The organism is Paenibacillus sp. J31R30, from assembly GCF_059692115.1.
In genome coordinates this window covers 148,628-175,509 of the sequence record NZ_JCAUAV010000006.1, presented here as the reverse complement: position 1 = coordinate 175,509, position 26,882 = coordinate 148,628, and the positions used below count along the sequence as shown (strand labels likewise).

Genomic DNA, 26,882 nt, shown 5'->3' with positions numbered 1-26,882 from the left:
CGGTTAACGCACTCGTCCTAGGAAGAGTGCGTTAGACGTTTATTTTGAGTGAAGAGAGGCGCAATTTCGAAATGAGCTACAAGACAGAACGAAAGGTAAGAGTGAAAGTACCGGCAAGTACGGCAAATCTAGGTCCCGGCTTTGACTCTTTGGGGATGGCCTTGAACTTATATGCTTGGATTGATATGGCGATCTCTGATCAGACTCGCATTCAATTGATTGGCGATCAGATGAGTGGAATTCCTACGGATAAGTCCAATTTAATTTATAAGGTAGCTCAAATGGTTTTTGATAAAGCCGGGGTTTCACATCCAGAGCTTGAAATTTCTATGTATAGTGAAATTCCGCTCACACGAGGCTTAGGAAGCAGTGCTTCCGCCATTGTAGGTGCGCTCGCGGGAGCGAACGCCCTAATTGGGAATCACTTCTCAACCTATGAGCTATTTCAAATCGCTTCGCGACTAGAGAAACACCCTGACAACGTGGGTGCAAGCTTATTCGGCGGCATCATAGTCGCGTTCTGGGATGATGTGAAGGCGGAATCGATCCGAATTGAGCCTGATCCTCATTTGGAGGTTTTGGTAGCAATACCCGCCTTTCAGCTATCGACAGAAAAGGCGCGAGGCGTAATGCCACAACATGTATCCATGAAGGATGCTGTGTTTAATCTCAGCCACTCTTCTTTGCTCGTTGCTGCGCTTAGCACAGGTAACCTTGGTATGATCCGACATGCGATGAAGGATAGATTGCATCAGCCCTACCGCGCAGCACTTATTCCGGGCATGAAGACTTTATTAGATGAATGTGAGCAACATGGTGCGCTTGGCGTTGCTTTGAGCGGAGCGGGACCTACGATGCTTGCGCTCGTCGATGCGCGCAGTGAGAAGAAAGCGGAGCTGGAGGCATTCCTTCAAGGCACGTTGGCGAAGGAGAGCATAGAAGCAAAGCTTCTATGGCTGAAGCCAAGCCAAGCTGGAGTAACGACAACAGAGCTTCGTAGCGGGGATGAGGGTCTGCTTGCCTTAGTAGAAAGAGAGGTGCTGGCATGAAACGAGTTGCCATTCTTGGGCCAAGCACGTTCTCTGAGGAAGCTACGCGCCATTTTCTAGGTGAGAATTTTACCTATGTGTCGTATAAGTTGATTTCGGAAGTTTTCAATGCAACAGCATCGGGTGAAACGGACTTGAGTGTTATTCCGATTGAGAACACGCTCGAGGGCTCTGTGCATCTACATGTGGATTGGCTCGTTCACGAAGTTGATCTTCCAATTCGAGCAGAATGGGTCTTCCCGATTGATATGAATCTCATTGGATATCCGAATCCCAATGCGGAAATAGATGCCTTGAATCCCTATCAGCACATTCGTAAAGTATTGTCTCATCAAGTTGTGCCAGCGCAATGCAACCAATTTATGAAGCAATATCTGCGTGAGGCCGAGTTTGAGCAAGTGAGTTCTACAGCTGAAGGGGTACGTATTGTCGCTTCGCTTCAGGACCCAACCATCGCTGCGATTGGCACGGCTATCGCCTCAACGAATTATGGCGTTCCTATGCTGCAGCGGGAGATTCAAGATCATAAGGATAATATGACTCGCTTCTTGCTTGTGGGCAAGGAGGCGCCTGAGCTGATGTCATCAGAGGACATGAAGACGACGATTCTTGTTACACTGCCAGAGGATTATCCGGGTGCCCTGCATCAGGTGCTTTCGGCTTTTGCATGGCGGAGAATCAACCTGTCCAAGATTGAGTCCAAGCCGACGAAGAAGAAGTTGGGCAATTATTATTTCTATATCGATATTGCTGGCAATATGGACTCAGTCCTGCTGCCTTCTGCCATTCAAGAAATTGAAGCGATTGGGTGTCAAGTGCGAATTCTGGGCTGCTATCCAAGCTATTCTTATCAAGGTTCTTAGTGCAAATCCCTTGCGTTTATGACGCGAGGGATTTTTTTTGTGCGACAGGGGCAAAAGCCTAGGAACGCGCATAAACTGTAATATCATTATTGTGAATAAGCGAATGCGATCGCGGCCAAATTTCTGGCAAAAGGAAGGGACACGCGAAGAAGCTGCTTACGAAACTAGTTTTTCTATCGAAGAACGCTAAGTTGATGCTTACGAAGTGAGTTTTCTGAAGAAAACTTAAAGGAGGTAGGGTTTTGAAAATCCATATTGTCAAAAAAGGCGATACCCTGTACGAGCTCGCAAAAAAATACCACACCACCCTAGACCAGATTATTGCGCTCAATCCGCAAATAGCTGACCCGAATCAGATTGATATTGGGATGAAAGTGAAGATTCCATCTACGCATAAACCGGTAGATCCACCAGCATCTGACTTTGTGTATAAGCACGTTGTGCAGCAAGGTGACAGCTTGTGGAAGCTTGGGAAAGCATGGGATGTGCCATTGCAGGCGATGATTAAGGCGAATGCGCACCTCAAGAATCCCAATGTACTTATGACGGGGGATATTGTCTTTGTCCCCAAAATGCAGCATGGTCATATGCATGGCAATCAACACCACACACACCACACACACCACACTACATCGAAGCTCTCTACGGAGCCATTTGCTCCTATGCCTATTACACAGCCAATGCCGCCGGCAGATGCTTATCAACAGCCAATTATCCAGAGCCCACAAGTACCTGTATTCGAAGCGCCGCCATTATCTACAGGAGAGACAAAACCTGCGGTGCCACAAGCGACTTCGCCAGTTATTCCAGCTCCAGTCATGGATGGTCTGGGACTCCATGAACCTTATGGGCAGGCGGTACATCCATTTCAACAATTTCATATTACAGCCACAGAGGTATTCGCTTACCCAGAGCAGCAGCACGAGGCCATGACGTATCCGGCTTATCAAGAAGAACCTTGTGAGCCGCTTCCAGCGATGACAGCCCCAGTTTCAGTCGTTGATGAAGGTTGTGGGTGCGGTGGACCTTCTATGAGCGAGCACCAATGGATGAATTACCCAGCCCATTATTCGAATGTACCTATGGGTAATCCTTGGGACAACATGCCGCAAGACATGCAATCTATGCCAAATATGCCAGCCATGCCTGCTTTCTATCCACCGCCGATGCCTTACGATCATCCAATGGCTCAGCACTATGCCTATCAGCATGATCCGTATGGCATTCCTTATGCTGGTGCCGGGCATCATGCGCCATATGATGAATCCTCGCTGATGCCGCAAGTTCATACACATGAGCTTAAGAAGGTCTCTGATACGCTAGAAGAGATTGAAATCGACATTCGGGATAAGCAAAAAGCAGATAAAGCGAAGTCTAATGGAAGTCGTTCCACACGTAAAGTAAAGCTTTCCGGAACATCAGCGTTGAGTGCATTCCTCCAGCAACAACAACGAGCTACGGAAAAACGAGAAACAAGTAAACCAAATAGTCCTTGGATTAATTTCTAGGCAAAACAAGAAGCCCCTGACCACGAGTTACAGCGTGGGAAGGGGCTTCTTTTTGTGTATAGAAGGAATCAAGCGATCATACCCAATGTGAAAAATGTCATTAAACCAATAACGAAATTCATTCCCCACTTTTTACGGAGGAGCTCACGCCCTCGGTGCAAGCGCGTTTTCACAGTGGTAATCGGCAGGTTCAGACGCTCACTAATCTCTTGTAGAGAAAGCTCCTCTAAATAGTAAAGCGTAATGATGCCTTTATATTTATCGCCTAATTTATTGATGGAAGCGTGCATGTGCTCTTGAACTTCCGTTTGAAGCAGCGCATGTTCAGGGGACTGATCTTGACTAGCCAGCTTGCTATAGTAGCTGTAATCGTCATCTAGATCATTTAGCTCCGCATCCAAGGATTGAACGGGTCTTTTTTTACGAAGCAAATCGATGGCAACATTTTTTCCGATTCGATAAATCCAAGTTGAGAAATTCTGGCTTTCATCAAAGTGGTTTAAATTCAAATAAACGCGGATAAAGGTCTCTTGGACGATATCCTCGGAATCAGGACGGTTATGCAGCATCCGAAACGCTAGCTTTTGTATTTTGTTACGATAGAGCTCGACTAACTCCACGAAAGCGTTGCGATCGCCCCGTCTGGATAATTGAATTAATTGAAGTTCTGCCACATTCATGATGTTTCCCTCCTTAGAGTTGTCGTTTAGAAAAGATGTGTAATGGTCTCATTTGCTTATTTCATATATATCGTCTTTCTTTCCTGCCTATGAGAGAATTCATCTATCTTTGACTATATCATTTCTGTGGCTACAGTCAAATTCAAATGCGAGGAAGAGTCATTTTATAACCATTTGTTACCGAAATGATGTAGGTTTCGTGACACTTTATAGGGATCTTTGACGAAGTCAAAGTCTCTCTGCTAGGAATGAGGACTCGGATTTGACTGAGAGACAGAAGTCGTATTCGAAGTCGCTGTACCGGACCCAACCTTTTGAATTTCGTTCCACAATGCCACACTTCCCCAAAACAAAATGACGCCGATAATGAGGAGAGTTGTGCGTTTAATTGGCTTTCTTCCGTTCATGGTTAATTTCACCATCCGTCTTGATTGGTTTCATTCTCTTCTATGGTAAATGATGTATAGTGCTTCTTGCAAATGGAAACAATACGAAAAAACAAGAAGAAGGGGATAACGTGAATGTACATCGGTTCTTGAAGCATTTAAAGAAAAGGCTACGCTGGAAGCGCAGTTGGTTGACCCTAGGGATGTTCGTTCTGGTTGTTATCGTGACCTGGCTAGTTTTTGGCAATAATGACCTCAACAACCCGAAAGGTTCCATTCAAGCGACCATCGCAGGCATAACGCCGGATAATGATGCACGAATTCAGGAAGCTGCCAAGCTGTTGCACACGATTTCGGATCGCAGAGAAAGCTATTTGCTCAAGTCCTATGTTTGTGGTGAAGAACGCAGTCAGTTAGGTTCGCATACATCACAAGAATTACTCTCGCTTCAGAAACAGCATCCTAGTTGGCGGTTAAGCATCCAGGAGACTGGCGAGGTTGTTTTTACGGAAAACATTGAAGATCTATCGCCAGATTGCAAAGAAAAAGCCGTATTCGGCATCGACGGAAGCAGCAATTTGTCGTTATTCAACGGTACTCCGGCAAATAATCACATTATTCGAACCTTTTTTCAACTCAATATAGAGCAGTTAGAAAGCAGTTTGCCACACGATACGGTTGCACAGCTGCACGAGGGAATCCGAGTCTCCGATATAGAGGAGTATAATAGCGTATTATCTACCTTCAGCGATTATGCCATTGAAGTTACAGAAGGTGCAATGTCTCGCCCTTAATTCAAACAATACCATAGATACAGCCCCAGAGATAGTTTCGGGAAATCCCGAGTCTATCTCTTTTTTTTGTTATCTGCTATAATGGAAAATGACTACATATGTTCGCTTTTTTAAAGATGGGAGAGAATTATTTGCGTATTCTAGGGATTGATCCAGGGATCGCGATCGTAGGCTTTGGCTTTATTGATAAAATCGGCAGTAAGCTAGTTCCGGTACAATATGGTTCGATTCAAACGGAAGCACATACGGATCCTGGTATCCGATTGAAGGATGTCTATGACGCTACAGTTCAACTGATAGAGAAATATAAACCAGATGTGATGTCCATTGAGAAATTGTTTTTTAATCGAAATGTAACAACGGCATTCACCGTAGGCCAAGCACGAGGTGTGATGATCCTTGCGGGCGTGCAGGCAGGGTTGCCAATTGCTGAATATACGCCGCTTCAAGTGAAGCAAGCCGTTGTTGGATATGGTAATGCAGAGAAGAAGCAAGTGCAGGAGATGGTTAAGATTTTGTTGAAGCTGACACAAGTGCCGAAACCAGATGATGTCGCTGATGCGCTTGCCATCGCTATTTGTCATGCACATTCATCATCACTTCAATCTATGATAAATGAGGCCAGGAAACGATGATAGATTTCTTACGAGGTAAAGTAGTCCTGCGTGAAAGTGAATATGCAGTACTCGATGTGAATGGGGTAGGCTATCGGGTATTCTGTCCGAATCCATATGCGCTTTCGCATAAGGAAGATGAGGATGTCACGATGTTCATCCACTATCATGTGCGGGAAGACGCACATCTTCTTTTTGGTTTTATCACACGTGATGAGCAGTCTCTATTTCGCTTATTACTAGATGTGAGTGGCATCGGTCCGAAGGTAGCGCTGGGTATTCTGGCAGCAGGTGGAAGGCCGGAAGCTGTGATTCTAGCGATCAGCCAAGAAAATTTGGTATTTCTAACGAAGCTTCCTGGTATTGGGAAGAAGACAGCCCAACGTATTATTCTAGACTTGAAAGACAAGCTGGGCTCTGTGAGCTTCTCGAGTCCGGAAGCTGCTGTCGCATTAAGTGTTGTCGGATCCGCACAATTAACAGAGGGCGGTCTGCCTTGGAGCGAAGCGAAAGAAGCCTTAATGACACTTGGCTATACGGAAGCAGAAGTCGATCGTGCGTGGCTGCAAGTGAAGCCTAAAGCTGGGCCATCGGATTCCGTAGATGTACTTGTGAAGCTTGCCTTGCAAGCCTTATTTACCATGTAAGCAACTGAACGTGCAAAGGAAGGAGGGACACCATGGACAATGACCGGATCATATCGGCTAATTTTATGATGGAGGACAATGTGGTCGAGTATAGTCTGCGTCCTCGTTATTTGGCTGAGTATATCGGCCAGAAGCAGGCGAAGGAGAACCTCAAGATCTATATTGAAGCAGCCAAGATGAGGAAAGAAGCTCTTGATCATGTACTTCTGTATGGGCCGCCTGGTCTTGGGAAAACGACACTATCCAACATTATCGCCAACGAGCTTGGCGTGAATATCCGTACTACCTCCGGGCCTGCCATCGAGCGGCCTGGAGATCTTGCTGCCATCCTGACGAATCTGCAGGAGGGGGATGTGCTCTTCATCGATGAGATTCACCGTCTCCACCGTACGGTGGAAGAGGTGCTGTACCCAGCGATGGAGGACTTTGCCCTTGATATTATCATCGGCAAGGGGCCTAGTGCGCGCTCTGTGCGCCTTGATCTGCCGCCATTCACCTTGATCGGCGCCACGACGCGTGTCGGGCTGCTCTCTGCGCCTCTACGCGACCGTTTCGGCGTCGTAAGTCGCCTGGAGTTCTACACGGTGGATGAGCTAAGCTACATCGTTAGTCGGACAGCCGACATTCTGCAGGTCGGCATCGTGGGTGATGCAGCCCGCGAGATCGGAATGCGTTCTCGAGGAACTCCGCGTATCGCGAATCGCTTGCTGAAGCGGGTACGCGACTTTGCGCAAGTGAGAGGCGATGGCATCATCACGATGGAGCTCGCTCAAGAATCGCTGCGCCTGCTGCAGGTGGATGACTTGGGGCTTGATGAGATCGATCACAAGATGCTGCGTGCGATTATTCAGAGCTTCCAAGGGGGCCCTGTCGGGCTTGAGACGATCGCAGCAACCATCGGTGAGGAAAGCCAAACCATTGAAGATGTCTACGAGCCGTATTTGCTCCAAATTGGATTTATGCAGCGTACACCTAGAGGACGGACCGTGACGCCACAGGCGTATCACCACCTCGGTTTACCTGTACCAGAACAAAGATAATGGATGGTTAACAGCCATATCAAAGTGAATCACACGAGAAGCTTTTGCCTCTGCTGTAAGGCGGGCAGGAGCTTTTTCGTCTTTTTTGTCATTTTTTCTGCAAGTCTAACAAAACTTCTGCCATTTGCTAGAGTCTACATTACTATAAGAGCACAGAAAGAAAGGAAACGATACCTTCATGTATGGAAGACACAAGCAACTGAATCCTAGACGAATCGCCATTTTGACGACAGCCGCAGTAACTTTCGCTACATTTTCCTTCCTAGGCGCTCCTCAGGCCAATGCAGAGGGAAGTAAGCATTTGGATCAGATTCGTGTTGCACTTGTCATTAACGCTGCCAAATATAAAAAGCTAGAGCCGCTAGTTTCACTCTCATCACCAGGAGGATTTGATATTGGTGTTCGCAGTTCAGCGAATACAGAAACGAAGCCATATGCTTCCATTTCGGATGCAGCCATTCGGATGTCATTGGATCAGTATAGTGTGATGATGTTAGAAACGCCGGACTACACGACGGCTAGGACTTTGAACGGCAAACTGGCTGTAATGCCAGAGGAAAGCTATGTGTTAAGTCGTGAAAAGCTAGGTAAGATGGTATACCAAGTGTATTACGGGAATCTGCCTACGAAGGCTGAAGCTGAAAATGCAGCGGCCCAAGCGTTGAAGGATGGGGCGGTTGCTTCCTTAACGAAATCGGCTGTGCCTGTGATTAGTGGTCCCCTTCATTTGAGTGCGGGCACGTATGCATCTGAGGCTGCAGCTCAGCAGCAAATCGCCGTGTACACACAAGCTGGTGTTGCAGCTGATCTCGTTTTACAGGCGGATGGGACAGGCAAAGTGGGCTATAGTGTTTGGTTAGGGAATGAGGCAACGGATACCAAGCTCGAGTTAGTGAAGCAAGCCGCACTGAAAGCTGCACCCAATACGCCTCTGCAAGCAGCGAATACGAAGGCAGCCTACTTGATCCGTAGGTCGGATGTAACCACCTCAAGTAGTCCCTCAATTGCTATGTCTCATTATGTGACTGCTGTTGGTGAGCAGAAAACGGTGATTCATCCTAAAAAAATGGGCATAGCGGTCAAAGAGCGTATGGACCGCAGCTTCCGTGGAGACATGGAGGTCAGCACGTATCGTGACCGTCTAGCCTTGGTGAATGAAGTTCCAATGGAGCAATATCTATATGGCGTTATTAGTGCAGAACTTAACTCGCAGTGGCCAACCGAAGCGTTGAAGGCTCAGGCCGTTGCAGCGCGGACATACGCCATTTATCAAGGAAATAAGTATGAGATTGCACAGGTTACGGATACAACGCTTGACCAGGCGTACTACGGCTTGGAAAGAGAATTTACGGCAGGCAACCAAGCGGTTGACGCCACGAAGGATGAAGTGCTTTCAGATAAGAAAGGCTTGATTTCACCTGTATTTGGATCGAATGCTGGGGGAATTACAGCGGATTCTACCGAGGCTTGGGGGAACTCAGTTGAGTACCTCCATAGCGTAGCAAGCCCGGATGAAGGCGCTGAACAAGGCAAAGCCATGTGGTATCAGATTCAACTGACGGACGGTCGTACAGGCTTTGTACATAGTATGTATGTCAAGGATAGTGGACAAAAGGACAAGTCAGGTAAGGCGATATATGAAGCTACCGAACCAGATGTCAATGTACGTATCTCGCCATATGTAGATAACGTTGCGAATCCTGCGATTGCGAAATTGGCCGCTAAGGAAAAAGTCGTTATCCTCGGTCAAGAGAGAGAATCGAATGCGTATTCCTGGATACGAGGTCCTTATACATTAAGTGAAATCAAGAGTAAGCTTGAAGCATTTACGAAAACGACCATTAATGGGGAATTAACCTCGCTGCAGGTTTCCAAAAGAGGGCCATCGGGCCGAGCGATCGAGCTGAAAGCGAACGGCGTTGTCGTGAAGGTGGATAATCCGGACGCCATTCGCGCCGCACTTGGCGGTTTGCCGAGCACGCTGTTTGAAATAGAAGGTGCAGGCAGTTATACTGGTACTAGCCCTAATGTTCCAAGCTTAGCTATCCTGAGTAGTACAGGGGTCGTTTCAAGCAGTTTGACTCCTGATAGCGTATATGTGTTATCTGGCAAACAATCGCAGCCAACAGCGGTGAAGACAACGGATATCATGACGTTAAGCAGCACGGGGTTAAGTAAACCGACGTTGGCAGGAACTGGGACGCCTGGGCTTCCGACTAAGGGGTCATCTACGCTGCAAGGGAATCAAATCATTTTCCGTGGAAAAGGGTTTGGTCATGGTGTAGGCATGTCGCAATGGGGCGCAAAAGGCTTTGCCGAAAAGGGCTACGATTACAAAAAAATACTTCAGACGTACTATACTGGGGTCAACATAACGAAGGAATGAATAACTAACATGGAAGTACAAGCTTTCGATTTTGAATTACCTGAATCATTGATTGCCCAGACGCCGCTGCTAGAGCGCACGGCGTCTAGGTTGCTTACGCTGAATAAAGAAACAGGCGAAACAGCCCATCGTACATTTGAAGATTTGATTACCTACGTAGAAGCCGGGGATTTACTCGTGATGAATGACACACGGGTCATTCCAGCACGGCTTTTTGGTATGAAGAAAGATACGGGCGCGAAAGTGGAATTATTACTTCTCAAGCCACTCGGCGAGGATCGTTGGGAGGCTTTGGTCAAGCCTGGGAAACGCATGCAACTCGGGGCTATTGCGGTATTCGGCGTGACGGCTGACGAGGAAAGTGAGCCGCTTCTAACTGCGGAAGTCGTAGATGTGGGAGACATGGGAGCACGTGTGCTGCAGTTCCGGTATACAGGTATTTTCAATGAGATCCTGGATCGATTGGGCGAGATGCCGCTTCCGCCATATATCAAGGAGCAGTTATCAGAGCGGGAAAGATATCAAACCGTCTATGCAAAGCATGAGGGGTCATCTGCCGCGCCAACGGCCGGATTACACTTTACCGAGGACTACTTGGAGAGGCTTAAGTCCAAAGGTGTTCGGCTTGCCTTTGTAACATTGCATGTAGGTCTAGGTACTTTCCGTCCTGTATCTGTGGATAAGATCGAAGATCACCAAATGCATGCAGAATACTACATTTTATCAGATGAAACAGCTTCATTGATTAATGAGACCAAAGCAGCAGGGAAACGCGTGATTGCTGTCGGCACGACATCTGCGCGTACGTTAGAGACGGCCGCTGGACTGAGCCGTGAGCAGCCAGGTTACATTGAAGGCGAACCATTACTCATTCAACCGTCTCAGGGTTGGACGTCCATTTTTATTTACCCTGGTTACACGTTTGGTGTCGTAGATGTCTTATTAACGAACTTTCATCTACCTAAATCAACGTTACTTATGCTCATTAGCGCATTAGCTGGCAAGGCGAATGTGATGCGAGCCTACGAGGAAGCTGTGAAAGAGCAGTACCGATTCTTCAGTTTTGGCGATGCCATGCTAATTTATTAAGACCATACACGAACAAGAAGAGCAAGCTTAGAATAGGAAGTGGATATGATGACAGCAGCAGTAACTTATGAACCGATCAAAACCTGTAAACAATCCGGCGCTCGCTTAGGCCGCGTTCACACCCCGCATGGCGTTATCGAAACGCCGGCGTTTATGCCAGTAGGAACACAGGCTACCGTGAAGACGATGAGTCCGGAAGAATTGAAAACGATGGACGCTCAAATTATTTTAAGCAACACATACCACTTATTCATTCGCCCTGGACATGAGATTGTGAAGGAAGCAGGCGGCTTGCACAAGTTCATGAATTGGGATCGTCCGATTCTAACGGACAGTGGTGGATTTCAAGTATTTAGCCTAAGTAATATGCGTAAAATTACGGAGGAAGGTGTCACATTCAAATCGCATTTGAATGGCGATAAGTTATTTCTATCACCGGAAAAGGCGATGGAGATTCAGAATGCGCTAGGTTCGGACATCATGATGGCTTTCGACGAATGTCCGCCATTTCCAGCCGAATATGAATATGTGAAAAAATCGTTAGAGCGTACGACACGGTGGGCAGAGCGCTGCCTGCAAAGTCATGCTAGACCCCAAGATCAAGGCTTGTTCGCCATCATTCAAGGCGGCATGCATGAGGATCTCCGTAAGCTGAGTGCGGAGCAGTTGACTTCCATGGATTTCCCGGGGTATGCTATTGGTGGACTGAGTGTGGGTGAGCCTAAGCACTTGATGTATGAAGTGCTAGATTACACAACACCGCTTATGCCTGCGAACAAACCACGTTATCTGATGGGTGTTGGTTCGCCGGACGCATTAATTGAAGGCGCTATCCGCGGCATTGATATGTTCGATTGCGTGCTGCCTACACGGATTGCTAGAAACGGGACTTGCATGACAAGTTCAGGTCGTCTTGTCATTCGTAACGCCAAATATGCAACTGACTTTGGCCCGCTAGATGCCAAATGTTCCTGCTATACGTGCACGAATTATAGCCGCGCTTATATTCGCCATCTTATCAAAGCGGATGAAACGTTTGGTATTCGCTTGACGACGATTCATAACCTTCACTTTCTATTACAGCTTATGCGTGAAGTGAGAGAAGCTATTAAGGAAGATCGATTACTTGATTTCCGCGATACCTTCTTTGCCGCTTACGGGCTGAATGATAATGAAAGAGGATTCTAAGAGAGGAGGATACCTATGTTTCTATTGGCTGACGAAGCTGCAAGCACAGGTGCAGTAGGATATTTGTATACATACGGCCCTTTAGTGCTCATGTTCGTAGTTTTGTACTTCTTACTTATTCGTCCACAGCAAAAAAGACAGAAAACACGTAGTCAAATGCTTGGAGGATTGAAAAAAGGGGATAAGGTTGTTACAATTGGCGGGCTTCACGGGACGATTGTAGAAATCACTGATGACATTTGTGTACTTCGTGTCAACGATGCAACGAAAATGACATTTGATCGCTCTGCGGTTAATGCGGTTTCACAAACACCTGCTTCTAAAGAATAATGGACAATTTAAAAAGCGAGGTCCTATAATAGGCTCTCGCTTTTTGTTTGCATAAACATATGGAATTTAATATTCATTGTTCTTTACTCGACGCTTGAGCAGTGCGCGCTCACCAAGGATGAGTCGGCCTTCAGCAATGCGAAGACCCATTCGTGCAGCTACAACACCTAGAACAACACCTGCACACATATCCGATAACCAGTGAATCCCTAGATAGAAGATTGTGAAAATGATAAAGGCTGCTGAGCTGGGAACGAAAATTTTCCAAAACTTATTTTGGCTTTTGACAGCGATAACCGCCATTGAAATGGAAATCGATGTGTGTAAGCTTGGGAAGCAGTTATCCAGTCCCGACAACGGTCTGTAATCTTGCTCAAACGTTGGGAATACATCTAAAATAAGAAGATCTACTTTTGGGTGGAAAAACCATACTTCATTAACTGGGAAAAAGAGATAAAACGGAATGGCAATCATATAATTGAACATGAGCGCATAACAAACCGCATAGAAAAGTTTATGATTCTTCTGGTACGTGTAGAGTGCAATAGAGGTAATCATGATGGATGGAAAAATAATAACATAGAAATAACTGCTGATCACCGTAAGAATATCATTGTGGAAAAAGTTTTGGATCGATGCTACAAAGTCACCTTCGATACCGTAGATCGACTTCGTAAAATCAGCTTTGTACTGCATGCCTTTTTCGATCGCCATCTCCATTTTGTTGAACATGAGGATCATAAGCAGCGCTAAAAAATGTAAAAGGTATTTGCGTGAAGTAAATATTTCTTGAACAAAGCTACTCGCAATGGTGTATGGACTCTTTCGCGTCGCGATAATTACAAATGCGAAAATGGTTAGTACAATATAGACTGTCGCATGCGTCATAGATTGAAAAGGGCTCATGTTGTATCCCCCCTATATATTGGAAGTTTTGTGCGGCAATAACTATGACATTATACCACATTCAACGGGGGGGAAGTGCAATCTTCACGGAAAAGACTTATTTCTGAGTATTTACACCAAGTATCCCGCCAAGCGCCCCAGATGCGAATAAAATGCCAAGTAATTGGAGGGATTGAAGATTCAACCCTGCATCAAATGCCAGAAAACCGACTAAGAAAATTAGAATGAAATAGAAAACGCCGACCATGCCCCCGTGATACCAGCCGCGGCTTCCGGCTCTTTTACCTGAAACCCATCCTCCAATAAACAAGGAGACCGCGTGGATGATGGTTGTTAGCGTGTGTAAGGAGCTTTCTTGTGTGCTTGTTAAAAGCAAAAACAAGGAGGTCACGATGGTTCCAATGGTCATCATAGTGAATGAATAGACGAGTCCTGAAAATAAAGGCGATGTTATTCGAACCTGACTGACCGTTTTCATAGGGTTCACAGGCATCATTCCTTTCCTATATTCGAACGCTTCATTATCATCATTGTATGGCCAAGCACATAGAATTAGTACAAACTATAGATCAAAGGAGTGTGATTATTTATGACTGAATTTTCTCAGGGTCCAGCTATGTGGCAAGCAATAGCAGCGTTGCTTATTTTCGCGGCGGCTCATGTTTGTATATTGATTGAAAAATGGGATCGCATGTATACCGCGCTTGGTGGAGCCATATTGATGCTGATTTTAGGCATTGTACCACTCCAAAAGGCACTAACCAGCTATGCGAACTGGCCCATTCTCATCTATCTCGTGAGTCTTTTCATCCTATCCAGTCTCTTTCAGCGAACCGGCATTATTTCTTATATCGTAAGTTCAATCGTTCGAAAATACCGTATGAGGGCGTTAACGCTTATTATTAGTCTTTCACTTCTAGCGGCGATTATTTCTGCCCTATTGGACAGCTTAATGGCTGTCGTTGTCATTGTACCTTTTATTATTGTTGCTTCGAAAAAAATGAGGCTATTGCCGGCTCCATTTCTAATCTCCATGCTATTATCCGTACATATTGGCGGAGCTGCCACGATCATGGGAAATATACCTAGCCGTATGCTAGGGGCGTCAGGACATATCTCGGCAGGGGACATGTTCATTAAGCTGTTACCTTTGATCATCTTGCTTTTAGCCGTGGTCTATCTCATTATGTGGTTGATCTATCGAAAGCGTTTGGTTGCTGCCGAAGCTTATATGCGTGAACTGCTCAGCTTGAAGCCAAGCTCCTATTTAGCTGCAAATCGAGGATATGTTCTGGGAAGCAGCTTGATAACGGGCTTGACCATTGTGACGCTTTGCCTCCATGGTGTACTAGCTTGGAGCCCAGCCTACATTGCGGCTTCTGGGGCGCTTGCACTGCTTGCGATGAATTACAAAGATATTCTGGATCTGATTAAAAACAAAGATTATGGCTCGGTCTGGCATCACTTGAAAGAAACGCAATGGCTCTTTTTCTTAGGCCTATTCATTATGGTTGGGGGCTTAACTTATGCAGGGTTTTCGGGGTTCATTGCAAGCAGAGGACTTGAGCTAAGTCAAGGGAGTATTCCGTTCTTGTCCATTTTGCTGTTATGGCTGAATAGCTTTGGTGCTGCGATGATGGATAACATCCCGTTCCTAGCTGCTATGATTCCCATCGTAGACCATATGGAGCAGCTCATTGAGGTATCCACGCAGCCAATTTGGTGGGCATTGATCGTCGGAAGCGGGATTGGAAGCGGAGTAACGCTAATCAGCTCAATCGCAAGCTTGTACGCTGCATCGTTTACGTATTACGACGGGGTAAAGCTAAAACAAAGTGAGTATGTCGTGGTTGCTGCCCCGATTTGTTTCGTTCTGCTGTTGATTTCGACGTTGTATTTCAAATTATTCTTGTTGTAATTGCCAACAATTGAATACGTAATATCTGCATGATGAAGTGCGTAGGCGGTCAGAATACCAGTGAACTCCGAGAACAAGCAAGAGCTTAGATCAGGGAGGTTACGATGGATATTCTGACCATTTTTTTGCGCACGGTGCTGATCTATTTTGTCGTATTTCTCATGCTTCGCATCATGGGGAAACGTGAGATTGGTAAGCTGTCGCTTTTCGATCTTGTCATTTCCATTATGATTGCGGAAATTGCAGTTTTCGTGCTTGAGGATGCGAAGAAGCCTCTGATGGCTGGCCTCTTACCAATGGGGACATTGGTGCTTATTCAAGTTGTCATTGCCTATATCACGTTAAAAAGCCGCGCCATTCGTGTGCTTTTCGATGGTAAACCGAGTGTTCTTATCAATAAAGGAATGATCGATCGCGAGGAAATGAAGAAGCATCGTTATAATCTAGATGATCTGATGCTGCAGTTAAGACAAAATAAAGTGATGAACGTGGCCGATGTGGAGTTTGCCATACTGGAGCCTTCGGGGAAATTAAGCGTAATCGAGAAAGATAAGGACGGGAAAGAGGCAGGTGCTAGCGTACCGAAGATAAAAGAAACCATTCGTTACGAAGGCTTACCGCTGCCTTTGATTATGGATGGTAAAGTCCAAGACGATAATTTAGAGAAAATCGGTCAAACCAGGTTCTGGTTGAAGAATCAGCTTCAAGAAAAAGGAGCCAGAGATTTTAAAGAAATATTCTATTGCTCGATTGATCATCGCGGCAGAATGTTTCTCGATCGGAAGAGATAAGTTGCGATTTAGCGTAATATTTTTTTGCCCATATTCATGAGACGCCCAATATCCTTAAGACTGATGAGACGGAATATCGTGATGAAAAAGATATAAGAGATGAGACCTAGAAATAAGGAGGAGACAAAGCGAATCCAAGTTGCTGAAATCCAAGGCGTATACATGATGAAGTAGCAAATAACGCCAGAAAGCAGCATAGCCGCACCAATTTTCCCGAAGCTGCTGCCTTCCATCCGGAATTTAAGTAGTCGAACTACGCTGCTCCAATGCAGCAAGGTCACTAAGACAATGTTGACATTAATCGCAAATACGGCCCCTTTGATGCCCATTTCCGGCTTACTGGCTAACCAGTAGATCAATGCCAACTTAACTGTAGAACCAATTAAGGTGTTGATAAGCGCAGCTCCTGGCTTGTTTAGTGCTTGCAAAGCAGATTGCAATGGAGCTTGAAAATAAATAAAAATCGCAATGGGTGCCATCATTTTGAGCATGACACTGACATCGGGCTGATTGTACAAATACGTACAAATGGGTTCAGCTAGAACGAACATCAGGACGGAGAAAGGGGCACCTGTCACTAATGCGAGCTTTAAGGATTGATGTAAACGCATATGAATCGTTTTGAGGTCTTTTCGAGCGGCTGCTTCACTTAGCGAAGGGACCAGAGAGACGGATAATGACATCGTAAGTGCACTCGGCAAAAGGATGATGGGGATAATCATACCTTGTAATGCGCCATATTGCGCGGTTGCAAGGGAAGTCGTAATACCAGCGATCGCTAAGCTCTGTGCAATTAAGATGGATTCTAGTAAATAGGAGCCGGCGCCGATGAGCTTGCTTCCTGTAATCGGGATGGAAATACGTAAGATTCTACGTAAATTCGTAAGTCGTCCTGTTGTTTTCTTTGATCCGATATGGGCAAGAGGAGTCTTTGGTGAAGCTTTTTTATCCCATCTAAAATGAATAGCCAAGACAGCAAGTCCGCCAATTTCGCCTGCTAAGACGCCAATCATCGCACCGGCTGCTGCATATTCAATCCCGTAAGGTATCATCATATAAGAACAGACTAAGACCATGACGATACGTATCAATGTCTCCATTATTTGCGAGGTTGCGGTAGGAATCATATTTTGTCTGCCTTGAAAGTAACCGCGATACACGGCCGATACACCAATAATGGGAATCATGGGACTCATACATAGGAATGTGTAGTAAACACGTGAATCTGTCAGCAAATGCGATGTGATCCATGAGGCACCTACGATGCAGATAACAGTAAAAATGATGCTTAGGGATATGGTAATCGCTAAAGATATGCGTAAAATACTGCGGATGCGGGTCTCATTTTTCTCAGCTTCCGCTTCTGCAATCAGCTTGGCGATAGCGACAGGAATGCCTCCTGTAATGATGGTTAAAATAACAGAAAGGAAAGGCCACCCCATTTGATAAATACCAATGCCTTCGGCCCCGATCACACGCGGTAAAGTCATTCTGGGTATGAAGCCAAGTATGCGATTCAAAATACCCGCGGCGAGCAGGATCATTGTACCTCTAATAAACGACTGCTTGGTCACTGCCATACCCTCTTCCGATAATGTCATACCTATGACTATGCGCGAGCTGGCCAAGCTCATGCTAAGATTTTATGGACAAGGGCGCATTCGGCAGGAAATTGCGAGGTGTCTCTCGAATTACCGTACATACAGGTAAACCATGCCTTAGGAGGATCCCCCATGAATGACGAGCAGGATAATGGAAGCGAAGAAGAGAATCCGGTTCTTTCGGATCATGAATTGAATGAAATCATCGAAAACCTTTGTTTGAGTAAGGTTGAGGAATTTATTCTGCTTGGGTACGAGCATGTTACCGGCAAGGATATCTGGGATTGTGTAAGTGATAAATACCGCAAAACAGGGATGCCCTCTCTCCATCAAATCGTAAATGACATTTTGTCCCTCAAATCTACAGCGTTTATGAACTGGATGACGATTAGCATGTATAGAGGAGCCCAATTCTAAGAATGGGCTTATTTTTTGCGTGAAACGACTTAAATTGACTCGTTTTTCAGACCTGAGTATAATAGGCATATTGAGTATTGAAGGGAGACTAGCAACAGATGCTGGATTGGAAAAGAATTTCGTTCTTTTTTCTAACGGTTGTCATTGTTCTTGGCGCAGTTGGAGCAACGAGCCCTAGACTAGTAGAACGTATTAAGCTTGGATTGGATTTAAAAGGCGGTTTTGAAATATTGTACACCGCGGAGCCGTTAACGGCTGGACAGCCTCTCACGAAGGAAACGCTTACGGAAGCTGCACAAAGTCTTGCAAAACGTGCCGATTCCCTCGGTGTTGCTGAACCTGAGGTGTACCCAGAAGGATCAGATCGTATCCGTGTTCGTCTAGCGGGTGTAGAGAACGAAGAAGAAGTTCGTACCCTGATGTCCAAACCTTCTGTACTTACTTTCAGAGGTCCTGATGGAACGGTTTACATGAATGGTACTGACTTCGTCGAGAATGCAGCGAAATTAAGCTATGACCCGAATACGAAGCAACCGATCGTTGAGATCAAAATGAAAAGCAGAGAGAAATTCAAGGAAGTAACAACGAAGTTGGTTGGCAGCACATTGTCTATTTACTTGGATGATGTTGTTCAGTCGACGGCATCGGTTAATTTCCCAATTGACAGCGACTCCGCAATCATTACACAAACGAATGTTGCTGAAGCAACTAAAGTAGCCAAAATGATTAACTTAGGCGCAATGCCGCTTAAATTAACGGAAAAATACATACAACGTGTCGATGCTACATTAGGGAAAGCATCCCTTCATGAGACAGCTAGAGCGGGGTTAATCGCTTCGATCTTGATCTTCTTGTTCATGGTGCTTTACTATCGTGTGCCAGGCCTAGTAGCGGCTTTCACTTTGATCACGTATGTTTGGGTATTATTAGCGATCTTCGACTTTATGAATGCCACATTGACGTTGCCAGGTATTGCTGCCCTTGTTTTAGGCGCAGGGATGGCTGTTGATGCGAACATTATCACATACGAAAGAATTCGCGAAGAAATCCGTGCTGGTAAGAGTATCCTTTCATCCTTGAAAGCAGGGACGAAGCACTCCTTCCGTACGATTATGGATGCGAACGTAACGAACTTAATCGCTGGTATCGTGCTTTATTATGTAGGTAACGGTGCTATTCGCGGATTCGCAGTTATTACGATGATGAGTATTATTATCAGTATCATAACGAACGTATTGTTCTCCAGATGGCTGCTGCATCTTATTATCCGAGGTAATTTGCTGAAAAAGCCAAGTTATTTCGGTGTAAAGGAGGCAGATATCCGTGGACTCTAAGCAAAAGTATGATTTTGTTAAAAATCGCAATAAATTTTTCATCGTTTCGGCTGCAATTCTGATCATCGGGTTAGTTATTATTTTAACCTCGGGTATGAATTTCGGTGTCGATTTCAAAGCAGGAACGAATATCGACCTTGTAGTCGGTAAACAGCTGGATAGTGCTAAGGTTGAGGAAATTTTGCATGGACTGAACACGAGTGGTGATGTGAAGTCGAAATATGCTGATCCTACAATTGGTGGTAATAATAGTGATCGCGTGTCGATCCGTTTCGATGACGTTCTGGACGATGCGACGGTAAACAAGATCCAAAAAGCATTTGCAACAGCCTATAGCGCTGAGGTTTCGAAGGAAATTAACACCGTTGATCCACAGTTAGCCAAAGAGTTATTGATGAAAGCGGTATACGCTGTAGCTATTTCAAGCGTATTAATTTGCTTGTATGTGAGTATCCGTTTCGAATGGCGATTTGCCTTAGCTGCGATTATTGCTATCTTGCATGATGCGTTCATCGTTATTGCGATGTTTGCCATTTTCCGCTTCGAAGTGAACCTTCCGTTCCTCGCGGCAGTGTTGACCACGATCGGTTATTCCATTAATGACAAGATCGTTATCTTTGACCGGATTCGTGAGAATTTGCGCTTCGCTAAGCTTAAGACAGACGCTGACCTTGTTGCATTGGTGAATGACAGTATCTGGCAAACCATGGCGCGTAACATCAATACGGTGCTCGTCGTGTTAATTGCTGCAGGTTGTTTGTATCTGTTCGGAAGCGAGTCCATTAAGTTATTCGCATTGGCCAAGCTAATTGGTTTAACGAGCGGAGCTTACTCATCTATCTTCATTGCATGTTCCTTATGGTATTTGTTCAAAAGAAATTCATTATCACGTTCTAAAAAGAAAGCTGCAGCGTAATAACCATAATAACCGGCCGCGTGATTGTTGCGCGGCCTTTGTATCCGTTCAGGGGGAATGGCCACATGAAAGACGAGGGTTTTCATAAGACAGAATACGCGCTTTGGGTAGGCATGCTGATCCTTTCTGCTCTGACTTGTCTGAATGGCGTATTTGGCTTTCAGGCGCATAGTATTTCGCTGCTTGCAGCAGCGGCTCAATCAGCAGCAGGGATTTGTGTGCTGGCTGCTGCTATCGGGAGAGTAAGATCAACGAGGCTGCAGCTTGCGAGTGCTTCTTATCGAAGTTTAGAAGGGAAAATTTCAGTCGGTTCGATTCTACTGATTGTCCTGATCATGGTAATTGGCACTGAAATGGGCATTATATCGGTCAAATCATGGATAAACCATGCGGAGTTTGAACCCAATGGAATTACCCTAGTCGTTCTAGTGATTTCGGTTCTTACAAAGGAATTCATGTTCCAATACATGCGCAGACTCGCTAAACAGGTTGGGACAGAGGAATTTATTGCCAATGCGCGGAGACACCGTTCCGATATATACTCTTCTTTTGTAGTCGGGTTAGGTATACTATCGACGATGCTGGCGCATGCCATGGGATATAGTGCGCTTTATTATGCAGACGCAGTAGCTGGACTTCTCATCGCATTATTTATTTATAAAATGGGATTCTCTCTAGTCAACAAAACGATATCTACTTCAGCAGAAAACGTTTTACATCAGGAAGAGGCCGCCGATTTCGTTACAGCCGTTCAAAAGATTCATGGTGTGATTACCGTTGATGAACTGTCCGCTAGAGAATACGGTCATTATGTCGTCATCGAAATGACGATCAGTGTGAATCCTAGGCTCTCCGTCTGGGAGGGGCATGAGGTTTCGAAGAAAATAAAACAACAGCTGATGAAGCAGTACCATCACGTGACCAATGTGTTCATTCATGTGAATCCCTACGATGCAGGCTATCCCTATAAACAACAGGCAGATATGGAAGCTAACGAACTGCCATCTGTTCTACACTAATTCACACTTTTCTAAAGCATGCTACCATGAAATATTCTTAGGAAAACGGCAAGGAGGACTCACCAAGTGCTAGCACCGAAGGCAAGATGGAACATTGGAAATGCGGATGAAGCGCTGGTAGAAGAATTTGTACGCGAACTGCAGTTGGACCCCTTGGTTGCCCGTATTCTAGTGCTTCGAGATATCCGCAGCGTGCCAGAGGCCAGACAATTTATGCAGGGTGGCATCGGCGATTACCATGATCCCTATTTGCTGGACGGGATGCTTCCTGCTGTGGAGCGAATCCGCAAAGCACTGCAGAACAACGAGATGATTCGTGTTTATGGTGACTATGATGCCGATGGTGTCAGCAGTACGTCCTTGATGGCGCATTTGTTAAAAGGATTAGGGGCTCGTTTCGATACGTACATACCCCATCGAGTTCGTGAAGGCTATGGTCTGAATCGCGCTGCAATAGCGTTAGCGAAGGAGCAAGGTGTCGAGCTGCTCATTACCGTGGACACGGGAATCAGCGCCGTTCACGAAATTGCTTATTGCCAAGAAATAGGCTTAGATGTCATTGTCACGGATCATCATGAGCCGCCAGAAGTGCTGCCAGACGCTTTGGCTGTGATTAACCCTAAGAAGCCGGGCTGCCCTTATCCTTACAAGCTCTTAGCCGGTGTAGGCGTTGCATTTAAGCTCGCACATGCGCTGTTGGAACGATTTCCTGAAGAGCTTCTTGAATTCGCAGCGCTTGGAACGGTTGCCGATCTCATGCCGCTCACAGGCGAGAATCGGCTGATCGTGAAGATGGGCTTGGCACGTATGCAGGATTCCAGTTACGTCGGATTCCGCTCCCTTATTGGTGTATCGGGCATAGAGCGGAAAGAGATTACCGCAGGACATATCGGATTCTCGCTGGCACCCAAAATTAATGCGAGCGGTCGATTAGAAGCAGCCGATATTGCCGTTAAGCTGCTTACCACCACGGATGAAAAAGAAGCGGAGCAAATTGCCTTCGAATTGGATATGCTGAATAAAGAGCGTCAACAAATCGTCGAGGATATGGTTCAAGAAGCCTTTGCGATGGCCGAGGAGCAGAGAGCCAGGGGCTTGGATAAAGTCATCGTCGTAGCCAAAGAGAACTGGAATGTTGGCGTCGTTGGGATTGTTGCCTCGAAGATTGTGGAGAAATTCTATCGCCCAACGTTGGTGCTGAGCATTGATCCTCAGAAGGGGATGGCCAAAGGCTCTGCGCGTTCGATTGCGGGCTTTGATTTGCACAAGGCATTGACAGCTTGCAAGGATCTTCTCGACCACTACGGAGGTCACCAAGCAGCGGCTGGAATGAGCTTGGACTGTACTCATCTGGAAGCTTTCGCAATCCGATTAAATGAGCTTGCAGAAGCAACGTTGACAGAGCAAGATTTCGTACCTGTCTTACGCGTAGATAATCAGTGCAGCCTAGCAGATGTTCCTATAGCAAGTATTGAAGGGCTAGAGCTGTTAGCACCTTTCGGGATGGGGAATCCATCGCCTAAATTTATGTTTACGGATTTAGGACTTGAAGATATTCGAACTATGGGCAAAGAAAAGCAGCATCTGAAGCTAGGACTTTCCCAAGCGAAGGATGAAGTCAGCTGTACGGTTGAAGCAGTAGGCTTCGGCAAGGGAAGTTTAGCAGCGTTAATTGCTCCCTCGGCCAAGATTGATGTGTTGGGTGAGCTCTCAATTAATGAGTGGAATGGCGTTCGGAAGCCGCAAATCATTATGCAGGATCTGCGCATCCCGCATACACAAGTATTCGATTGGCGAGGTACGGGACAATTGCACTTGAAGCTTGCAGCGCTTACGAGCAATCTTTCAGCGGGGACAACTGTGCCGCTGCGATCACCAGGTATCATCCTTTTTGATGAAGCGGACATAGCCTTGTTCGAGTCAACTGCTTCGCAGGTAGGGCATCTTGTGCCCTATTGGATTGTACAGGAAACCGAACATGTGAGGCCGGGCAATGAGGCAGCAAGCGGGATGATGTTCGGCGATCTGCAAGATGTCATTTTGTACACATTACCTCGTCGAATTGCCAGCCTGAAAGGGGTACTTCAGCAAGCAACAGGCATGATGAGGTGCTATCCTGTATTCGCAGAGCTTGGGCAGGATAGTGGGCATACATTGCCTTCCCGCGATATGTTTAAGATGCTGTATGGCACCTTGCAGAAAGAGAAGACACTTCAACTGCAAGATACCAGAATGATGACGTCTTTTAGTAAACGATCGGGATTATCTCTAGGTATGATACATTTTATTTTATCTGTCTTCGAGGAATTAGAATTTGTAGTGAAACATGATAATATAGTTACGTTGAGTTCGACACCGGCCAAAAGAGATTTAACCACATCACGTTTGTACCAGCATCGATTGCATCGACAAGAAGTTGAAGCCATTGTTATGTATTCTTCAGCGAAAGAGTTGGAGCAATGGATCGCTGAAAACATCATATAAAAAGAGTTTACATTGGAGGAAATCATATGAATTTCAAAGATTACATTCGCGTTATCCCGGACTTCCCACAACCAGGTATTCGTTTTAAAGATATTACAACACTGCTTCAGAACGGCCCTGTGTACAAAGAAGCCATCGAACAATTAAAGCAACTTATCCAAGACAAGGAAATTGATGTGATTGCAGGTCCGGAAGCACGTGGATTTGTGATTGGAGCTCCTCTTGCTACAGCTTTAGGTGTGGGCTTTATTCCAATCCGTAAAAGCGGCAAATTGCCTGGCGAAACGATCGAAGCTGATTATGCGCTTGAATATGGCAAAGATAAGCTTGCTATGCACAAGGATGCGATTAAGCCTGGACAGAAAGTACTTATCGCTGATGACTTGCTTGCTACTGGTGGAACGATTCAAACGTCTGTTGATTTGATCAAACAGCTTGGCGGAGAAATTGTCGGAGCTGCTTTCTTAATCGAGCTTACGTACTTAGATGGCCGCAGCAAATTTGATGGTATTGATGTCGTATCTCTTATTCAATATTAAGATAGGGCTGGAGAATCGAATGCTCGTTATTCGATTCTCTTTTTCATAGCATTCTACGGAGTGAAAGCGATGCATTATCGGCATCTATGATGCTTTTTGTCGAAAGCATGTACGCGAATAGTTGACGTAGGGCCTGACTTGCAGGCATAATGGATAAAAATCGACTAAAGGGAATGGGTAGATGCATGGGTATAGAGCAGCTGCTGGAAAAGGCCGCCACCTATCTGAAAGAGAATGATTTGCAGAGGATTCGGGAGGCCTATGAATTCGCGGATGAAGCCCATCATGGCCAAGTGCGCAAATCGGGTGAGCCCTATATTCTGCATCCACTCGCTGTTGCAGATATATTGGTGAACATGCAGATGGACGTCACTTCGGTGATCGCTGCGCTTCTGCATGATGTAGTTGAAGATACAACAGTTTCACTCGAAACTGTTCTAGATAAATTCGGGAAGACCTGTGCGATGCTCGTTGATGGTTTGACGAAGCTGGAGCGCATTAAGTTCAAATCCAAAGAAGAGCAGCAGAATGAGAACTATCGCAAAATGTTCGTCGCCATGGCGCAGGATATCCGCGTTATTCTGATTAAGCTTGCGGATCGACTGCACAATATGCGGACTTTGAAGTATCAGTCGGAGGAAAGTCAGCGCCGCATTGCGGAAGAAACGCTGGAGATTTTCTGTCCGATTGCTCATCGTCTTGGTATTTCTACGATCAAATGGGAAATGGAGGACATTGCCCTCCGTTATTTGAATCCGCAGCAATACTATCGGATCGTAAATCTTATGCAGAAGAAACGGACTGAGCGTGAGCAGTACATTGAAGATGTGATTCATAGCATCAAAGAGAAATTGGATGAGATGGGGATTCAAGGAGATATCTCTGGAAGACCGAAGCATCTCTACAGCATTTACAAAAAAATGAGCTCCCGCGGCAAGCAATTTAACGAAATCTACGATCTCATGGCCCTGCGTGTCATTGTTGACGGCATTAAGGATTGCTATGCATCTTTGGGTATCATTCACACGTTATGGAAACCAATGCCTGGACGCTTCAAGGATTATATTGCGATGCCGAAGCCGAATATGTACCAATCCTTGCATACGACGGTTATTGGACCGAAGGGTGAACCGCTTGAAGTGCAGATTCGGACTTGGGAAATGCACCGAACCTCTGAGTTTGGGATCGCGGCGCACTGGGCTTATAAAGAAGGCGGTTCTGTTGTTCCATCCGGCACCTTCGAGGATAAAATGAGCTGGTTCCGCGAGATTCTTGAGCTGCAGCATGAGACGAATGATGCCTCAGAATTCATGGAATCCATGAAGATGGATTTCTTCTCTGATCTTGTTTTTGTCTTTACCCCAAAAGGGGAAGTTATCGAGCTTCCGGCAGGTTCCGTTCCGCTTGATTTTGCTTATCGCATTCATACTGAAGTCGGGAACCGCACCATTGGTGCCAAAGTCAATTCGCGGATCGTTCCGCTCGATCATAAGCTCAAAACCGGCGATATCATTGAAATTCTAACATCCAAGCATTCCTATGGTCCAAGTCAGGATTGGATCAAGATCGCGCAATCTTCTCACGCACGCAGTAAAATTAAGCAGTGGTTTAAGAAAGAGAAGCGTGAGGAAAACGTTGAAAAAGGTAAGGATATGATCGAGCGCGAGCTCAAACGCTTAGCGATTGACCCTCCAACCTTAATGAGTGACGATAAAATGCTGGAAGCAGCGAAGAAGTTCAATTTTAGCGATATTGAAGACATGCTCTCGGCTGTTGGTTTTGGCGGGATTACAGCTGCACAGATCTGTACGAAGCTTACAGAGAAGCTGCGTAAAGAAGCAGAAGAAGCGCAGATTATCAAACTTAGCAGTGAAGTGAAGGAGGTTAAAGCTCCTGCTGCTACTGAACGCAAAAGCCGTCCAACGAACGGTGTACGTGTCAAAGGTGTAGATAACCTGCTTGTACGCTTTGCTCGTTGCTGTAATCCAGTGCCTGGGGATTTCATTATTGGCTATATTACTCGCGGGCGTGGTGTTTCTGTCCATCGATCCGATTGTACGAACATACCAACGACGATGGGTGAGGAAGATCGCGTTATCGAAGTGGATTGGGCCGAAGCGGTTGAATCCAATTTCAATGTGGAGATTGAGATTACGGGACATGATCGCCGTGGCTTCCTAAATGAAGTGCTTCAAGCCGTATCTGAGAGCAAGACGATGATTTCAGCTGTTTCAGGACGTTCCGATAAGAACAAAATGGCGACGATTCATATGACCATTTTGATTAAAAATATCGATCATCTACAATCCGTTGTAGAAAAAATAAAACGTGTTAAAGACATTTATTCCGTTCAGCGAATTATGCAAAGCTAGGGGATTTAGGG

At 45.7% G+C, this 26,882-nt stretch carries 25 protein-coding genes; 20 read left to right on the top strand and 5 right to left on the bottom strand.

Going from position 1 to position 26,882, the window contains the following annotated elements; genetic code table 11:
- Positions 1 to 71: 71 nt before the first annotated feature.
- The 3 genes from thrB (at position 72) to AC58QO_RS21235 (ending at position 3,420) form a co-directional block, all read left to right on the top strand.
- The gene (gene thrB / locus AC58QO_RS21245; RefSeq protein ID WP_497268988.1) at positions 72 to 1,049 is read left to right on the top strand and encodes a homoserine kinase; all 978 of its coding nucleotides are present in this window, start codon (positions 72 to 74) and stop codon (positions 1,047 to 1,049) included.
- The gene (gene pheA / locus AC58QO_RS21240) at positions 1,046 to 1,912 is read left to right on the top strand and encodes a prephenate dehydratase (protein WP_497268986.1); all 867 of its coding nucleotides are present in this window, start codon (positions 1,046 to 1,048) and stop codon (positions 1,910 to 1,912) included. The genes thrB and pheA overlap by 4 nt, the downstream gene beginning before the upstream one ends.
- A gap of 242 nt (positions 1,913 to 2,154) precedes the next feature.
- On the top strand, positions 2,155 to 3,420 hold the full coding sequence (locus AC58QO_RS21235) for a LysM peptidoglycan-binding domain-containing protein (RefSeq protein ID WP_497268984.1): 1,266 nt from the start codon (positions 2,155 to 2,157) through the stop codon (positions 3,418 to 3,420).
- 68 nt (positions 3,421 to 3,488) lie between these two features.
- Here AC58QO_RS21235 and sigW read toward each other — a convergent pair whose 3' ends face one another.
- Entirely contained in the window at positions 3,489 to 4,100 is a 612-nt protein-coding gene (sigW, locus tag AC58QO_RS21230) for an RNA polymerase sigma factor SigW (RefSeq protein ID WP_497268982.1), read from the bottom strand.
- Between the two features lie 242 nt (positions 4,101 to 4,342).
- Positions 4,343 to 4,507: a hypothetical protein gene (locus tag AC58QO_RS21225; RefSeq protein WP_497268980.1), complete on the bottom strand. Its 165-nt coding sequence runs from the start codon at positions 4,505 to 4,507 to the stop codon at positions 4,343 to 4,345.
- A 110-nt stretch (positions 4,508 to 4,617) separates the two neighbouring features.
- On the opposite strand from AC58QO_RS21225, the gene AC58QO_RS21220 reads away from it, so the two are divergent.
- The 8 genes from AC58QO_RS21220 to yajC all read left to right on the top strand — a co-directional run bounded on the left by AC58QO_RS21220 (position 4,618) and on the right by yajC (position 12,574).
- Positions 4,618 to 5,280, top strand: coding sequence for a BofC C-terminal domain-containing protein (locus AC58QO_RS21220; protein ID WP_497268978.1), 663 nt, complete (start codon positions 4,618 to 4,620; stop codon positions 5,278 to 5,280).
- A 131-nt stretch (positions 5,281 to 5,411) separates the two neighbouring features.
- Complete coding sequence (gene ruvC, locus AC58QO_RS21215; protein WP_497268976.1) at positions 5,412 to 5,915, top strand: crossover junction endodeoxyribonuclease RuvC; 504 nt, start codon at positions 5,412 to 5,414, stop codon at positions 5,913 to 5,915.
- On the top strand, positions 5,912 to 6,541 hold the full coding sequence (gene ruvA, locus AC58QO_RS21210; protein WP_497268974.1) for a Holliday junction branch migration protein RuvA: 630 nt from the start codon (positions 5,912 to 5,914) through the stop codon (positions 6,539 to 6,541). The genes ruvC and ruvA overlap by 4 nt, the downstream gene beginning before the upstream one ends.
- A 32-nt stretch (positions 6,542 to 6,573) precedes the next feature.
- The gene (gene ruvB, locus AC58QO_RS21205; RefSeq protein WP_497268972.1) at positions 6,574 to 7,581 is read left to right on the top strand and encodes a Holliday junction branch migration DNA helicase RuvB; all 1,008 of its coding nucleotides are present in this window, start codon (positions 6,574 to 6,576) and stop codon (positions 7,579 to 7,581) included.
- A 178-nt stretch (positions 7,582 to 7,759) separates the two neighbouring features.
- Positions 7,760 to 9,967, top strand: a complete 2,208-nt coding sequence (locus AC58QO_RS21200) for a SpoIID/LytB domain-containing protein (RefSeq protein WP_497268971.1) — start codon at positions 7,760 to 7,762, stop codon at positions 9,965 to 9,967.
- A 9-nt stretch (positions 9,968 to 9,976) separates the two neighbouring features.
- The gene (gene queA, locus AC58QO_RS21195; RefSeq protein ID WP_497268969.1) at positions 9,977 to 11,056 is read left to right on the top strand and encodes a tRNA preQ1(34) S-adenosylmethionine ribosyltransferase-isomerase QueA; all 1,080 of its coding nucleotides are present in this window, start codon (positions 9,977 to 9,979) and stop codon (positions 11,054 to 11,056) included.
- Between the two features lie 48 nt (positions 11,057 to 11,104).
- The gene (tgt, locus tag AC58QO_RS21190) at positions 11,105 to 12,244 is read left to right on the top strand and encodes a tRNA guanosine(34) transglycosylase Tgt (protein ID WP_057311648.1); all 1,140 of its coding nucleotides are present in this window, start codon (positions 11,105 to 11,107) and stop codon (positions 12,242 to 12,244) included.
- A gap of 15 nt (positions 12,245 to 12,259) precedes the next feature.
- Positions 12,260 to 12,574 (top strand): preprotein translocase subunit YajC, encoded by a 315-nt coding sequence (gene yajC, locus AC58QO_RS21185; RefSeq protein ID WP_497268967.1) that lies wholly within the window; start codon positions 12,260 to 12,262, stop codon positions 12,572 to 12,574.
- A 66-nt stretch (positions 12,575 to 12,640) separates the two neighbouring features.
- On the opposite strand, the gene AC58QO_RS21180 is transcribed toward yajC, so the two are convergent.
- On the bottom strand, positions 12,641 to 13,480 hold the full coding sequence (locus AC58QO_RS21180) for a phosphatase PAP2 family protein (RefSeq protein WP_497268965.1): 840 nt from the start codon (positions 13,478 to 13,480) through the stop codon (positions 12,641 to 12,643).
- Positions 13,481 to 13,577: 97 nt separating this feature from the next.
- Complete coding sequence (locus tag AC58QO_RS21175) at positions 13,578 to 13,958, bottom strand: TIGR04086 family membrane protein (protein ID WP_497269188.1); 381 nt, start codon at positions 13,956 to 13,958, stop codon at positions 13,578 to 13,580.
- Between the two features lie 111 nt (positions 13,959 to 14,069).
- Here AC58QO_RS21175 and AC58QO_RS21170 point away from each other — a divergent pair, with 111 nt between their 5' ends.
- Complete coding sequence (locus AC58QO_RS21170; protein WP_497268963.1) at positions 14,070 to 15,398, top strand: ArsB/NhaD family transporter; 1,329 nt, start codon at positions 14,070 to 14,072, stop codon at positions 15,396 to 15,398.
- A gap of 104 nt (positions 15,399 to 15,502) precedes the next feature.
- Positions 15,503 to 16,189, top strand: a complete 687-nt coding sequence (locus AC58QO_RS21165; RefSeq protein ID WP_497268961.1) for a DUF421 domain-containing protein — start codon at positions 15,503 to 15,505, stop codon at positions 16,187 to 16,189.
- Positions 16,190 to 16,197: 8 nt separating this feature from the next.
- Here the strand turns inward: AC58QO_RS21165 and spoVB are convergent, their stop codons facing one another.
- Positions 16,198 to 17,763 carry a stage V sporulation protein B gene (gene spoVB / locus AC58QO_RS21160; protein ID WP_497268959.1) on the bottom strand — a complete coding sequence of 522 codons (1,566 nt, stop codon included), beginning with the start codon at positions 17,761 to 17,763 and terminating at the stop codon, positions 16,198 to 16,200.
- A gap of 159 nt (positions 17,764 to 17,922) precedes the next feature.
- Between spoVB and AC58QO_RS21155 the strand changes: the two genes are divergently transcribed.
- The 7 genes from AC58QO_RS21155 (at position 17,923) to AC58QO_RS21125 (ending at position 26,871) form a co-directional block, all read left to right on the top strand.
- Positions 17,923 to 18,207 (top strand): post-transcriptional regulator, encoded by a 285-nt coding sequence (locus AC58QO_RS21155; protein WP_497268957.1) that lies wholly within the window; start codon positions 17,923 to 17,925, stop codon positions 18,205 to 18,207.
- A gap of 98 nt (positions 18,208 to 18,305) precedes the next feature.
- A complete protein-coding gene (gene secD, locus AC58QO_RS21150; RefSeq protein ID WP_497268955.1) occupies positions 18,306 to 19,541 on the top strand; it encodes a protein translocase subunit SecD in 1,236 nt (411 codons plus the stop codon).
- On the top strand, positions 19,531 to 20,457 hold the full coding sequence (gene secF, locus AC58QO_RS21145) for a protein translocase subunit SecF (RefSeq protein ID WP_497268953.1): 927 nt from the start codon (positions 19,531 to 19,533) through the stop codon (positions 20,455 to 20,457). Before secD ends, secF begins: the two co-directional genes overlap by 11 nt.
- A 65-nt stretch (positions 20,458 to 20,522) precedes the next feature.
- On the top strand, positions 20,523 to 21,476 hold the full coding sequence (locus AC58QO_RS21140; protein WP_497268951.1) for a cation diffusion facilitator family transporter: 954 nt from the start codon (positions 20,523 to 20,525) through the stop codon (positions 21,474 to 21,476).
- 66 nt (positions 21,477 to 21,542) lie between these two features.
- The gene (gene recJ, locus AC58QO_RS21135; RefSeq protein WP_497268949.1) at positions 21,543 to 23,960 is read left to right on the top strand and encodes a single-stranded-DNA-specific exonuclease RecJ; all 2,418 of its coding nucleotides are present in this window, start codon (positions 21,543 to 21,545) and stop codon (positions 23,958 to 23,960) included.
- 26 nt (positions 23,961 to 23,986) lie between these two features.
- Positions 23,987 to 24,499 (top strand): adenine phosphoribosyltransferase, encoded by a 513-nt coding sequence (locus AC58QO_RS21130; RefSeq protein ID WP_497268947.1) that lies wholly within the window; start codon positions 23,987 to 23,989, stop codon positions 24,497 to 24,499.
- A 185-nt stretch (positions 24,500 to 24,684) separates the two neighbouring features.
- Positions 24,685 to 26,871, top strand: a complete 2,187-nt coding sequence (locus AC58QO_RS21125; RefSeq protein WP_497268946.1) for a RelA/SpoT family protein — start codon at positions 24,685 to 24,687, stop codon at positions 26,869 to 26,871.
- The last annotated feature ends 11 nt before the right edge of the window (positions 26,872 to 26,882 follow it).